Origin of the sequence: Mesobacillus boroniphilus (genome assembly GCF_018424685.1) — a bacterium.
GTDB lineage: Bacteria > Bacillota > Bacilli > Bacillales > Cytobacillaceae > Mesobacillus > Mesobacillus boroniphilus_A.
Window position 1 is genome coordinate 1,578,109 of record NZ_QTKX01000001.1, and the last position, 13,006, is coordinate 1,591,114.

Consider the following 13,006-nt stretch of genomic DNA (forward strand, 5'->3'; position numbering starts at 1 on the left):
GCAGCCCTTTTTATGAGAAAAGAGCATGCAAACAAAATACCGAACCGCAAAATAGCATTATATTGCGTTAAAATCGGCATTAGGATTTTAACAACAATCCTACGAAAACAGCCTATAATTAATAATTCTTTCCTTTATAAAGAAAACCCTTTTTATATCAAAAAAGAGAAGTTAATTATAGAATCCTTTATTCCTCTCTGTTTGGATAAGAATATATATAAATAATTTCTTGTCCAATGATTGAGATATTAACGATTTCCAATCCATCATTCGATTCAAAAGTATGTGACGAACCGCCATCGTTAATTTGCTTCCATCCTCCTGTCGATTTAATCTTATCCAAATAATCGCTATAGTTTTGGGAATGGCTCCCTTGTTCCCATACGTATTTTTCTGTGTTCCCGGTAAGTTCTACTGGTTTTAAGCCAACTGGATAAGGAAGATTTCCGTAACCATGGGTAACATAAAGCTGCTGATCATGACGATATGGTTTCGGTTTAAAGAAATCTAAAGATGAAATGATCTGGAAGATTTCCGCGTATTCAAGCTTTGGATAGTCAAAACTGAAATGAATGGTCTCCTGGCCTGCCTCCACGAAGAAATGGTATCGGAGGCTCACATCCATCATTTTAACGTGTTCGATATACAAAGTTGTTGGATATGGAAAGTTGTCCATTTCCTTTGCCATATTCATAGCCCTGGTATTGATGATTTTATCTTTCTCTCCATCAGTGACAAACCCAGCCATTCCGACTTGTTCAGGGTTGCCTTCTTCAAAAAAAGCAAAATCCCCCTCTTTCTTTTCGCTATATACACTTTCTAAATCCCATTTAAAGCTCAAATCATTTATCGTATGTGACTGACCTATCCGTTCGGTATATTGATAATGCTTTTGCAACTGGATCAGCAAACCTGCGGAAATGAATAAAAAGAGTGCGGTAAGCACAATGTTTTTCCACTCAATAATTCTATATTTCTCTTTTTGTCCAGCTTGTGTACCGATCGATGACTTGATTTTATTTCTCATCCTATTTTTTTCCTCTTCTCCCGGAGTGACTGACCTAAGGAGATCCCAATTTTTATCAGAGTCTCTTCTCAAAATATCCGCCCCCTTCCTCATCATTCTTTTTTTTCAATGCAGCTAACCCTCTAGATAATGTTTTTCTGATTTTTGATTCAGACCATCCCAGGATTTCAGCAATTTCCTTTGTAGAACACTCTTCAATTTTTTTCAAAGTAATCACAAGTCTGTAGTTTGGTTTAAGCTGCTGGATTGCTTCCAATGTTCTCTCTATCGTATCTTTGTTTTCAATATACTGTTCAATGTTAAAAGGTGACTGGATCTCTGGGTCTTTGGAAAATAATGAAAAAACCCTCTTTCTTCTTCTCTTGCGTATTTCATCTATTACGAGATACTTTGCTATACTAAAAAGCCAGGTATTCACGTTCGTTCTATTTTCGAATTTCTCAAAGGATTTAAAGGCACGCAAAAAAGTGTCATGTACCAAGTCCTCGCAGCATTGACGGTCTCCCATCATGTAAAAAATAAACCGGTAAATATCTTTATAATATATCTCATACCATTCCATTACCTGTTGTTCTTTAATATTATCCTTAATTTCCCCCACCTCATTTCCGCTATCTATACGATTAGTCGAAGCAGTTTGAAAAGTGTGACACATATTTTCTCCTTTTTCCATTATAAGTAAAAATGAGCCCACATCTTTTTAAGATGTGGGCTCATTTCACTAGTATTCTTCAATCTCCCAAGTATGTGTGAACTGGATACAGCCTTTTAATGTTTGTGCAACTGGACATCCTTGTTCGAAAACATTTAATGCTCTTTCGGCAGCTTCACTTTTACCGGCCGGGACCTTAAGTTCATAGTGGCAGCTGATTTTCGTTATTTTCAATACTCCTTCTGGTGCTTCAATTGTACCTTGCACCTTTGCCAGAACTTTATCGGGGGAAGTTGGTATTTTACGCGCCTCCAGCGCGCCAGATAGGGTTCCTACCAGTCAGCCGCCTGCTGCGGAAACAATATGGTCAAGCGTTGATGGATATTCTACTTCTGGATTCACACCATAGAACTGCTTTACACCACCATGGACGCCAAAAAGCAATGGCTCACTAAACCCATCAATATAAGCCTCTCTGATTTTGTTTGGAGTATCTTTTTGGAACACTGTTATCTTCGTTAAGGCGATTGGCTCAGACAATTAAACGATCCCTCCTTGGTTTTCTAACTCCACCATATAAGAAACCGTATTATTTTTCAAACAATTTCCTATTGTTTTGATAAAAGGGCAGCCCGTCTTTATTCTTCTATGATATACAAGCTGATGCTCGTCCGACTTTTTTACATAATATGTTGTTGTAAGGTTCGGATCTTACCTATCTTCTTTAAGGAAGGGGTGAAGAGATGTTAATCACTTCGATTGTTGTTCTTTTGTTGGCGCTTGCTTTAGTCGTTGCGATTTTGTTGGGTCAGGATGCTTTAGCTGATGTCCTATACACTTGCATCGGCGAAGTAATTGCTGTAGAAAACGGAGCTGCTTAATCTCTTTGAAAGATTTGTGACCTGAAGTTCCTTACAGTCTCCCTGGCTATACCGGTAATAGCCGGGGAGATCTTAATAAATGATAGAAAGGGTGTATTTTATGAATGATAAGGAAATAAAGCCGCATATTGACCGCTTAAAAAAAGATCCCTCATTGAGTGAAATACTTAATTTTACCGAGGCAATTATTAAGAAATTACCAGAAGATACAAAGGAGAATGTAACAGAGAATAATATCCCAGCTGTGAAAAATCAATTAAATGCAGATACCCTTAACTCCCTGGTGAAGTCTGCACAAAGTTTTGTAAATCCAACTACTTTATCATTACTCTCCAGGGCCCTAAATCAGTCAGAGATTAAAGATGAAAATCCTGAATCCCCCAACTTAAGACTTGAGATCGAACATCTTTCAGCTGAACTGAGCGAAGTAAAAGAGGAATTGAATCAAATAAAAATCCAGTTAGCAGAACAGAGTCAGCGTTTTGAAGATCTGGAGACAAATGTACAAATCTTAAACGCCGGAGGAGACGGTGAGTAAAAATAGAGTCCTTCATTTTCAACTTTGGAGGACTCTATTTTTCAAGGTAAATGTACGGAGTGGAACGCCCTTAAAAGGAATTCTCTATCAGGAACCTGCAGCAGCTCATTGGATAACACCTTTCTCTTTTAAAAAGTCAATGCCAGATAGATGGCGGTACCCCACATAATCGTAGCGGAAACTTTATTTAAGATACTGTGAAGACCATTCGATTTCCCTAACCTCCCCATCTGATGGCCAACGAAGGCAAGAGCAAAAAACCAAATCCAGGATGTTAAAATACAGGCCAGCGCAAAAGTGATTTTCGCCAAACCTGCATAGTTAAGCGAACTCGTTCCTATCACTCCGATTGTATCCATGATCGCATGGGGATTAAGTAAGGAAACCGAAGCTGCGAATGTTATTTGTTTTTTACGGGAAAAGGCCTCCTGTACTGCCGATACTTCAGAAGGCTTACTCTTCCAAGTTAAATAACCCATGTAGATTAAAAATACGATCCCGGCTGATATAAGCAATGTGTTTAGCCAGGCAAGCTGAAGGACGATAACCGATATTCCCAGAACAGCCAAAGTGATTAAGAGTGTATCACTTATCGAAGCTGTCAGAATAACAGGCAATGCTTTCCTATATTGCTTGTGTATTGATCCTTGATTGAAGACAAATACGTTTTGGACTCCTAACGGAAGGATCAGCCCGAAAGCGATGATGAATCCATGAATAACTGCAGCCAGCATAAACTTTCTACCCTTTCATCTAACCCATCTTGTTTTTCAAAAATACCATTAATCAAATTCTTCTAAAAAGCTTTCAAGTGCTTTTTCAATTCATTAATAATCCCAAACCACAAATTTTATTAAAGGAAAATTCTAGATGATAGAGAAATATATCTTATTATGTTTTGGAGGTATTAAGTTTGAACAATGATACTATATTGATCAATAAAAAGAGCTGGGACGAGGTCGCTCCCCGGTTTTATGGAAGAACAGCATTGCCAGAGTATGGTCCCTTCGCTCCTGAAGAAACAGAGCTTAAACTGTTTGGGAGCGTAAGAGGCAAAAAAGTTCTCGATATCGGCTGCGGAAGCGGCCACTCTTTGAAGTACATGAACGATAATGGGGCTGCAGAATTGTGGGGGTTAGATCTTTCCCACTCACAAATTTCAGCGGCAGGGGAATTGTTAAAAGATACAAATGTGAAGTTATTCCAATCACCTATGGAATTAAATCCTGGTTTGCCTCAAACCTACTTTGATGTTGTATATTCGATTTTCTCCCTTGGTTGGACAACAAACCTAGAACAAACGCTTAAGAATGTTCATGAATATTTGAAGCCTGGAGGAGTTTTTATATTTAGCTGGGAGCATCCACTCTTCAGCCGGATTCAAAACACAGATGATGGCCTGTTGTTTAATAAATCGTATCATGAGGAAGGCCCTTATGATCATCAGGCATGGAACCACCCCGCCATCATGCAGCAGTATAAAGTGAGTACATACATCAATTCACTAGTCGATACAGGTTTTAAGATTATAAAAATGGTGGAAGAAGCGAGAATCACTGACGAATTAATAAGCAGGGATCATAACAGATGGTATAACTGGTCAAAAGTACAGTCAGTACCAACTACTATTATTTTCAAATGCGAAAAACATTAGCAGAATAAAAAAGGACTTAGTAATAAGTCCTTTTTCAATTAATCTTTGATCACTTTCTGTGCGATAAAAGATACTGCTATCGTAATAATAAAAGCAAAAATCCCTAAGTAAATCCCATTTTCCCAATCGAACATATTCCTTGCGAACGTTATGAGTGTAGCGACAAAAAAGCCTATGAATAGTGCCTGGCGAAAGTTGAATTTATTTTTCAACTTTAATCCCTCAACTTTAATAAACTTACATATTCTAATATTGCCAAATCGACCTGGTCAATGTGTATAATATCCTTTAAATCCCAAAGTCTTATCGCAATCGTTTCCTCATTTTGTTGGAATGGGTGTAATGTACAAACTGTCGCGTAAAATATCGGATTGAACTTCTCAATATTCTTAAGAAGATTCCTCACCCTCGCCAATCCAATAAATATAAGATTCTCAACGAACTGTCCCGTTTCTTCATGCAGTTCTCTTTGCGCGCAATCCCGAGGTGTTTCACCCTTCTCCCTCATGCTATTGTATCCAAGGAGGTAACTCCCATTTTTCTCAACTATTGCATAAGAGCCTGCCAGTGGGTGATACTGGTCGATTTCCATTTCATTCATTTCGATCAACTCTATTAATTCAAAGCCATTATTTTGCTTGGTGATCATGAAGCAATCGCCCTTGTTCGTCACGTACCTTCGCACCGAAATGGACATGCCAGTGCATATGCTTGTTGCTCTGATAGTTTCCAATGTTAGTAGAGATCGTACATGCTCCATAATCCTTTTCGAGCTTAGAGGCAACCTGCTTCACTACCTGAAGAACATCGCTCAAAATCTCCGCTTCCTCATTAGATACTGTTAGAAATGATAAAATATGTTTTTTGGGAATGACAATAAAATGTACCTCATAATATGGACGGGTGTGATAAAAAGCGAGGCAATGCTCAGTTTCCACCACTATTTCAACTTGCGTCTTGCCTGACAAAACTTCATCACAATAAAAATCTTCCCATTTTTGTTCAGTCATAAGAACACTCCTGTAAAGCAACTTTTGTTATCTGTTTTCACCTCGGGCGGATTCCTAATGAAGCTTTTTCAATTCTGTACTCATTTGAGATAATAAAGCTTTTCTCTTCTTATCTAGGAATCTAAGCCCTTTTTATGAAGATAAGGTTTTATATATTTCATATAACTTGGCTGCAGATTTTTAGGCAATAGTTCTAAACTAAAAAATTTCAAATCAAGTGACTCACACTCATCAACTTCAAGGCTTCCCTGATAATCATTTGTTGAAAAAACGGTGGTTACGGAATAAAGTTCATCCCCGTTCGCCACTTTTAAATAGTATTCAGCACCCGAAAATACACCTTCAAGTGTTAATTCTCCTACAGTAAGTCCGGTTTCTTCTTTAACTTCTCTTCTGGCGGTTTCTTCAAGGCTTTCTCCCAATTCCATCAATCCCCCTGGAAGGCCCCAGCCTCCATCGCTCCTAAGCTGCAGAAGCAATTCATCTTTTCTGTTAAAAATCATGACAACCGCACCAGGCAAGATAAGCGGCCTGTGACCGACCAGTTTTCTCAGTTCTGTAATATATCCCAAGGTTTTCACTCCATCGCGTCTTTTTTAAATAAAGCAGCCAGTAGGGCGGATGATCCAAATAGTGAATCTTCAGGAGAATTGTCCCTCATTGTCCGGATGTCTACAGCATTAAATTCATGAAATATATCCATTAGTTTTTCTTTCGTATACCCCAAACCGCCTTTCATGCTTTTTCCTCTGTAGACTTCCCAATCCGATATATCTGATCCTCCAAGCTCCCCTCCCTCGACAAAGCAGGTAAGTGCAAAATTGCCTCCGGGTTTTAAAGCTCTCTTAACAAGGTCAATGTAATTCATTCTTCTGTGCGGGGGAATATGATGAAAGCATCCGGAATCATAGACAAGATCGTATGTACCTTCTTCAATTTCCAAATCAAAAATATTGCTTTTAATAAAATTCACTTGTACCCTGTGTTCTTTTGCCCTTTCTTCAGCCCATACCAGCCCTTCTTCTGACTGGTCGACTACATCAACATGAAAGCTGTTCCTGGACAAATAGATTGCATTCCTACCAGGTCCGCAGCCTAATTCCAACGCTTTTCCCGCGTTAAGTCTCTTCTTTTCGATATATTCCACTAAATTCTCATCGGGATGATTTTCAAAAAAAGGAACTTTTCTTTCTCGATCAGAATAAAAATTATCCCAACTAAATTCACTTTCTTCTTTCAAAAGATGATCTAACATTCTTAATAAATCCTCGTAGCTATTTATTGTTTCTTTCATAAAACCCCCTCCTAAAAAACCTCTATCGTTTAGCCTCTCACCGGTGATATCAGATGCATTTGGCGTTTGTTGCCGTTTTGCTTGATCCTTTATTTCACTGTGTAAATAATTCGGCAAATCATTGGAAAATCCTTGTAAAAATAGAAAAAAGCGACCTTCTTTTCAGAAGATTCGCTATTATAAAAAGCTTTATTTTTTCAAAATAACCTGAATCACATGACCAACCCCGGTATGCAATTGACCTTCAATTCTTTCCTGTTCCCCATAGAAGAAGTGGATTATTTTAAATCCTTTCAGCCATTGTAATAGGTCTGCCGGATCGTATAGCATATCAACTGTTTTGGGCCCGCCTGTTCCATATCTGACCTGATTCTCTGAATATACTTCCATCATAACTATGCCACCAGGTTTTACTGCCGATACTAATTTATCAAATACAGTTTTTTGATCTTGTTTAGCAAAATGACCGAAAACCATGATCGCTGCGTCGAATTCCGCAACTGGTACTGGATCATGGATTAAATCCTTTTGTTTTGTCCTGATGTCCACACCATACCGTTCAGCAAGTGCTTCAGTTTTTTTCAAACCATTCAGTGCATAGTCATAGGCTGTAACCTCATGACCTTGTCTAGCAAGGTATACAGCATTCCTGCCTTCTCCTTCAGCGAAACATACAACCTTCTTCCCCTTTTCCAGCCTGATTGCCTGATTTTTTATAAAAAGGTTTGGTTCCTCACCATATACATACTGGTCAGTACCAAAACGTTCATGCCAAGGATTTCCCATTCAATCACTCCTCCATATTATTATACCCATTACCCTTTTTTGGTATGATTAAAGAACATAAGGCTATTCTATTTTTAAATGGGGATAAGGAGGTATATTTAAATGAAAGAATTAACGACAATGGAGGAAGTTAAAAGCTTGATCAGTGACAATGAATTAAGCTTTATTTATGTATTAACCGATAGTTGAAGCGTCTGCCATGGTCTGCTCCCTCAGGTTGAGGAAGTGATGAAAGATTTCCCTAAAATCGAAACCGGTTTAGTCAATGCTGGAAAGGTTGAAGAAATCGCTGGATTCCTGATGGCATTCACTGTTCCCGTTCTTGTCCTCTACGCAGATGGGCGTGAATATTTAAGGGAGGCCAGGATTGTGCAGGTTGAAAAGTTAAGGGATGATCTCAACAAAATTTACGAAGGTTTTTTCGGGGAATGATGAAGAGCTTGGAATTACCTAGCTCTTTGTCATTCCGGCAAGCTTAAGCAATTTTCATATATCAATTTCCCGTCAGATGAATGTTACAGAAGGCTCAGTAGATGCCAGCACCATGATTGGACAAGCCATCAGATAAGATATAGGCGTAATGTATGGCCAGTTCCATATGGCTAAAGCACAATTCGGAGCTAAGATGCTGAAATTGAATAAAACAAAGGGATGGCTCGTTCCTCCTCCATTGCAAGTTAAACACACAGAGGGTTAAATAATATTGTTATGTAAACTTAATCAAAATAAAAACAGCAGGTCCGAGGATCTGCTGTTTTTTGAATGAAACATTTTTTGCTTTATATCCTACTTAACCCACCTCTAAAATGCTTCAAGAACATGTTCAGAGCAATAATCAAGGCGAGAACATTTAAGACTATTTCCTCCATACCCTCTTGTTCTCGACTCTTCTTGTATATCCTAGTGAATCAAGACGCTCGAGGAAAGGAATCATGTATTTCCGCGATAACTCCACCGCTTCCTTGGCCTGAGGCACTTCGAACTCATCTCCTGTATGCTTTCTTAGCCTCTCTACAGCATCAGCAAAATGAGCGCCATACCAGGCATATTGATCATCAAGAAGAACGATTTTCCCCTGATCTTCGAGGAAGCGTTTCAACTCAACCGCAATGGAGTCCGGAATGCCCGCATTTTTTAAATAATCATTCAGATAAGCAACCTTCAAGCCATCTTCTTTAAGTTCGTTAAGCATATTTTCTGTCCGCTTCACCCAGTTTTTCGGAACATGAGGAACAAAGCTGGCCAGGGAAATATACTGTTCTTTCCTGGAAAATAAGCCATTGTTGATGCCGTTATCGATAATAAATTCAAGCAGGGTTTTAGAGAACGTTTTTTGCAGTGATTGAAGCAGTTCGGCTTTATTCTTGCCAGTTCGCATAGAGTTTTCTTGATGGTAATCCTCTAACCGGTCCTTGATATCTTCTTCAATGACTTCGACTACTGATACAAGAGCGTATTCCTTATTCGAAATCTTGACGAATTGTTCATCATTCAAGTTGGTCAAAATCGATCCTTCATCAAGAGCAGTTCGTTTTATAAGTTCTTCGACAGATAAACTTTTTGCTTCATATAAAGCGGCATTGATTCGTTCAATTGGTGTCCCTGCCTTCTTTTTCTCAAGCTCTTGGATTGTCTGCTGTCCAAATCGATATTTATTTCCACGCGGATCTATTACCCATCCGCCGCCAATCGTTTCCTGCGGACTTGGCCGGCGGACGATAAACCGGTCCCCACGCTTCGTGACGATTTTTTCATCAAGACGGAGCTGACAAAGTATTTCCCCGTTGTCCTCTTTTAGTTCATTCCTGTCAAAAAAGACAATCCGGCCCATTACTTCTGCGGTACCGATATGGCACTTAATTGGCGTTCTTTGTTTTACCAAATGCTCAAGGTCCTCAACAACCCTGATAGCGACATCAATCGTATTCGTTACGATAAAATGTTCAGAAGAGACAAGGACTTCCCCTCTTTCAAGATCATCTTTTGAGACACCCGATAGATTGATGGCTGCTCTCTGCCCTGCGTAAGCCGACTTTGCTGGCTGATGATGCACCTGCAGCTGACGTGCTCTCACTTCAACTCCGGACGGCAAGACTTTTAAAAGCTGGCCCTCTTCAACTGTCCCTTCATAGACGGTACCTCTGACTACGGTACCTTGTCCTTTAACCGTAAATACCTGGTCAATCGGCAGCCGGAAAGCCCCCTTAGCATCACGCATTTCTTGCTCTTTCAGCGTTTCAATGATCAATTCTTTTAATTCATGGATGCCTTTTTTAGATAGACTATCGACCATCATAAAAGGGGCATTCTCAAAGACTGACCCTTCAAGCTCACTTAAAATATCGTCCTTCACAAGTTCTATGAATTCCTCTTCCACCCTGTCGATCTTTGTGATCGCAATAATACCAGAACGGATTCCGAGGAACCCTAGTATATCCAGATGTTCCCTTGTTTGTGGCATGACACCTTCATCCGCAGCAACTACCAGTACTACAAGGTCAATTCCAGCAACGCCGGCAATCATCTGGCGGATGAACCGCTCATGTCCAGGCACATCCACGACGGAAATTTGCAGCTCTTCATCCTCATATAATGGCGCAAAGCCAAGTTCAATTGAAATTTGCCGTTCTTTTTCTTCTTTCAGGCGATCAGTATCCACGTTCGTCAACGCCCTGGTCAGCGATGTTTTCCCGTGGTCAATATGACCTGCCATCCCAATGGTAAAATACCTTTTGCTCAAATGCTTACACCTTCTTTTGATATGTATAAAATAACTCTAACTTTAAAAGCTAAATAGTTCAAGCAACGAAAATTAGACAATTACATTTCTGCAAATTCTTGCTAAAAGCAGTAAATATTTTGGCCACTCTTGCCTTAATAAAAATCAGCCTGCAGACAAATAGAACGGTCTGCAGGCTGTTTAATTTGAGTATCAGTTGTACATAAAACGAAGCATGGAGGCAGCTGCCAGCCTGCTTGTCAAATCCCGGAAGTCTTTCGAAGGATCTATTTCTACGATATCCATCGCCTTAACTTTTTCATGGGAAGCGGCAGCAGAGATACTTGCAAGTAATTCCCTGCTGGTAATCCCACCGGGGCCAATTGCCGGGCACCCGGGCGCGAAAGCCTGATCAACGACGTCCATATCAACAGATAAGTAAATTACATCTACTAATTCAGATAGTCTTTCCAGTTCCTTTTTAATGATAGGAATGATCCCTGTATTCTCTATATCTTCCATTGTATAGACAGAAATCCCTTTTTCTTTTGTATAATCGTGATATTCCTTCGCATTCGCATAATCACGAATCCCAACCTGTACAAGATTTCCACCCTTTAAGTGACCACCCTCAATAAGACTTCGGAATGGTGTGCCATTTGTCCGTCCTCCATCATAAAGATTCCTTACATCATGGTGTGCATCCCATTGAATAACCCCTACTTCTCCGTAATGCTCCTTGAAAGCGCGTATGGAAGGAAAGCTGACACCATGGTCTCCGCCAAGCATGATATACCTTTGACAAGCGTTATTTTCGAGCATTTCCCTAACACTAACATGGAGTCTCTCAATGGATTCCTCTAAATCAGTTGGATGTGTTTGCACATCACCGAAGTCAATGATGCTAATATTCTTGTAATCTTTCTCTTTTTCTCCAGAAAAAGTTGAAAATGAGCTCAAGTTTGCCCTTATTGTCTTCGGCGCATCTGAAGCCTGTGATAAAGAAATGGAGGTTTTAGAAAACGGAAGGCCGATTAAGCCGATATCGCCTTTCGCTCCTTCTGAATAAGGTATCAGACATTCATTGACCTTTGTGACGAATCGATCCTTGAAAACCGCTTGTTTACCTGGCTGAAGATAACTGAATTTCACCATAAGCGGTCCTTTCCCAAAGCTTTTCACCTGAATGGTAAACACTTTGTGCGTGATTCACACCAAAGTGGTATGGGATGTATTTATAGTTAGGCACATCCCAGATGACGAAATCAGCTGAACGTCCTTCTTCTAATATCCCTGCCTGAGATGCTTTTCCGATTGCATGGGCGGCATTGACCGTGACTGCATTCCAGATTTCTTCCGCAGACATTTTCAGCTTCAATGCAGCCAGTGACATAATCATCTGCAGGTTTTCAGTAACACAGCTTCCCGGGTTGAAATCTGTCGCCAGAGCGACTGCCGCCCCATCATCAATCATCTTTCTCGCACGGGCGAAATGGTCCTTCCCCAGGTAAAATGTCGTTCCCGGCAGTAGAACAGCTACTGTATTTCCTTCGCAAAGCTGTCTTATTCCTTCATCAGAGGCGGCAACCAGATGGTCTGCACTTGCTGCCCCTAATGACACAGCAAGTTCTGTACCGCCAAGCGGATCAATTTCATCCGCATGAATCTTTAAGCCAAATCCCTTTTCCTTTGCTTGCTGCAAAAACTTCCTTGACTGTTCAATTGTAAAAACACCTGTTTCACAAAAAATATCCACGTATTCAGCAAGTTCTGCTTCCTTGATATCATCAAACAGCCGGGCCATTTCTTCCAGGAACTCATCCTCTTTCCCTTTAAAGTCGGGTGGAACAGCGTGGGCCCCAAGAAATGTCGATACGACAGAAACGGGGTACTTTTCCTTTAATTTTTTGATTACCCTTAGCTGCTTGAGCTCTGTTTCAGCATCCAGGCCATATCCACTTTTAGCTTCCAAGGTCGTAACTCCGTAAGAAATCATTCTTTCAAGATGGAATGAAGCTTTTTGTAACAATTGTTCCTCTGTTGCTTTTTTAGTGGACCCTACCGTCGATAAAATTCCTCCTCCCTGAGCCAGGATTTCTAAATACGGTACTCCAGCTTGCTTCAATAATAGTTCATGTTCACGAGATCCCCCAAAAACCAGATGAGTATGAGGATCAACGAGGCCAGGAGAAACAACCTTTCCCTGGGCGTCAATTCTTTCTGTAGCCTTATGTGATCCAGCTTCAGCATTAGAACCCAGCCAGGCAATTTTCCCATCCAAGATTCCTATTGCTGCGTTTTCACTTATGTTCAGTTCTTTCATTTCCTGCCCTTTCAGTGGCTTATCCGAGCTTTTGGGCAAAATAAGCTGGCCAATATTGTGAACAATTAAATCGTATGTCAATCTTCTCCACCCTTTCTTTTTCATCGAATAAGTTGTTACAG

18 protein-coding genes and 1 pseudogene are annotated in these 13,006 nt (G+C 40.1%); 5 read left to right on the top strand and 14 right to left on the bottom strand.

Annotated elements, in window-relative coordinates:
• Positions 1–187 precede the first annotated feature (187 nt).
• Genes DYI25_RS08010 through DYI25_RS08025 form a run of 4 tightly spaced genes read right to left on the bottom strand, consistent with a single transcriptional unit; the run spans position 188 to position 2,219 of the window.
• A complete protein-coding gene (locus tag DYI25_RS08010) occupies positions 188–1,027 on the bottom strand; it encodes a hypothetical protein (RefSeq protein ID WP_213367877.1) in 840 nt (279 codons plus the stop codon).
• 55 nt (positions 1,028–1,082) lie between these two features.
• Positions 1,083–1,700: an RNA polymerase sigma factor gene (locus tag DYI25_RS08015; RefSeq protein WP_249745284.1), complete on the bottom strand. Its 618-nt coding sequence runs from the start codon at positions 1,698–1,700 to the stop codon at positions 1,083–1,085.
• Between the two features lie 48 nt (positions 1,701–1,748).
• Positions 1,749–2,018, bottom strand: coding sequence for an OsmC family protein (locus tag DYI25_RS08020; RefSeq protein WP_213369486.1), 270 nt, complete (start codon positions 2,016–2,018; stop codon positions 1,749–1,751).
• Positions 2,019–2,219, bottom strand: coding sequence for a hypothetical protein (locus tag DYI25_RS08025; RefSeq protein WP_213367878.1), 201 nt, complete (start codon positions 2,217–2,219; stop codon positions 2,019–2,021). It abuts the gene before it with no gap.
• A 203-nt stretch (positions 2,220–2,422) separates the two neighbouring features.
• Between DYI25_RS08025 and DYI25_RS08030 the strand changes: the two genes are divergently transcribed.
• Together DYI25_RS08030 and DYI25_RS08035 are read left to right on the top strand one after the other, a co-directional pair.
• On the top strand, positions 2,423–2,560 hold the full coding sequence (locus tag DYI25_RS08030; protein WP_213367879.1) for a hypothetical protein: 138 nt from the start codon (positions 2,423–2,425) through the stop codon (positions 2,558–2,560).
• A gap of 100 nt (positions 2,561–2,660) precedes the next feature.
• The gene (locus tag DYI25_RS08035) at positions 2,661–3,098 is read left to right on the top strand and encodes a hypothetical protein (RefSeq protein ID WP_213367880.1); all 438 of its coding nucleotides are present in this window, start codon (positions 2,661–2,663) and stop codon (positions 3,096–3,098) included.
• A 128-nt stretch (positions 3,099–3,226) separates the two neighbouring features.
• Here DYI25_RS08035 and DYI25_RS08040 read toward each other — a convergent pair whose 3' ends face one another.
• Complete coding sequence (locus DYI25_RS08040) at positions 3,227–3,832, bottom strand: LysE/ArgO family amino acid transporter (protein WP_213367881.1); 606 nt, start codon at positions 3,830–3,832, stop codon at positions 3,227–3,229.
• Positions 3,833–4,011: 179 nt separating this feature from the next.
• Here DYI25_RS08040 and DYI25_RS08045 point away from each other — a divergent pair, with 179 nt between their 5' ends.
• Entirely contained in the window at positions 4,012–4,752 is a 741-nt protein-coding gene (locus DYI25_RS08045) for a class I SAM-dependent methyltransferase (protein ID WP_213367882.1), read from the top strand.
• Positions 4,753–4,790: 38 nt separating this feature from the next.
• Here DYI25_RS08045 and DYI25_RS08050 read toward each other — a convergent pair whose 3' ends face one another.
• The 6 genes from DYI25_RS08050 to DYI25_RS08075 all read right to left on the bottom strand — a co-directional run bounded on the left by DYI25_RS08050 (position 4,791) and on the right by DYI25_RS08075 (position 7,842).
• On the bottom strand, positions 4,791–4,964 hold the full coding sequence (locus DYI25_RS08050; protein ID WP_213367883.1) for a hypothetical protein: 174 nt from the start codon (positions 4,962–4,964) through the stop codon (positions 4,791–4,793).
• Positions 4,965–4,966: 2 nt separating this feature from the next.
• Positions 4,967–5,401 carry an NUDIX hydrolase gene (locus DYI25_RS08055; protein ID WP_213367884.1) on the bottom strand — a complete coding sequence of 145 codons (435 nt, stop codon included), beginning with the start codon at positions 5,399–5,401 and terminating at the stop codon, positions 4,967–4,969.
• Positions 5,382–5,762, bottom strand: coding sequence for an HIT family protein (locus tag DYI25_RS08060; protein WP_213367885.1), 381 nt, complete (start codon positions 5,760–5,762; stop codon positions 5,382–5,384). The genes DYI25_RS08055 and DYI25_RS08060 overlap by 20 nt, the downstream gene beginning before the upstream one ends.
• A 113-nt stretch (positions 5,763–5,875) precedes the next feature.
• Entirely contained in the window at positions 5,876–6,334 is a 459-nt protein-coding gene (locus tag DYI25_RS08065; RefSeq protein ID WP_249745285.1) for an NUDIX hydrolase, read from the bottom strand.
• A gap of 5 nt (positions 6,335–6,339) precedes the next feature.
• Positions 6,340–7,056: a class I SAM-dependent methyltransferase gene (locus tag DYI25_RS08070; protein ID WP_213367886.1), complete on the bottom strand. Its 717-nt coding sequence runs from the start codon at positions 7,054–7,056 to the stop codon at positions 6,340–6,342.
• A 189-nt stretch (positions 7,057–7,245) separates the two neighbouring features.
• Positions 7,246–7,842, bottom strand: coding sequence for a class I SAM-dependent methyltransferase (locus DYI25_RS08075; RefSeq protein WP_213367887.1), 597 nt, complete (start codon positions 7,840–7,842; stop codon positions 7,246–7,248).
• A gap of 228 nt (positions 7,843–8,070) precedes the next feature.
• Here DYI25_RS08075 and DYI25_RS08080 point away from each other — a divergent pair, with 228 nt between their 5' ends.
• Together DYI25_RS08080 and DYI25_RS22435 are read left to right on the top strand one after the other, a co-directional pair.
• A complete protein-coding gene (locus DYI25_RS08080; protein ID WP_213367888.1) occupies positions 8,071–8,274 on the top strand; it encodes a thioredoxin in 204 nt (67 codons plus the stop codon).
• Between the two features lie 127 nt (positions 8,275–8,401).
• Positions 8,402–8,539, top strand: a pseudogene (locus DYI25_RS22435) (DUF3231 family protein); the annotation flags it as partial.
• Positions 8,540–8,698: 159 nt separating this feature from the next.
• On the opposite strand, the gene selB reads toward DYI25_RS22435, so the two are convergent.
• The 3 genes from selB to hutI form a co-directional block, all read right to left on the bottom strand.
• A complete protein-coding gene (gene selB / locus DYI25_RS08085) occupies positions 8,699–10,582 on the bottom strand; it encodes a selenocysteine-specific translation elongation factor (RefSeq protein ID WP_213367889.1) in 1,884 nt (627 codons plus the stop codon).
• 192 nt (positions 10,583–10,774) lie between these two features.
• The gene (gene hutG, locus DYI25_RS08090) at positions 10,775–11,716 is read right to left on the bottom strand and encodes a formimidoylglutamase (RefSeq protein ID WP_213367890.1); all 942 of its coding nucleotides are present in this window, start codon (positions 11,714–11,716) and stop codon (positions 10,775–10,777) included.
• Positions 11,685–12,989, bottom strand: coding sequence for an imidazolonepropionase (gene hutI, locus DYI25_RS08095; RefSeq protein ID WP_213369488.1), 1,305 nt, complete (start codon positions 12,987–12,989; stop codon positions 11,685–11,687). Before hutI ends, hutG begins: the two co-directional genes overlap by 32 nt.
• Positions 12,990–13,006 lie beyond the last annotated feature (17 nt).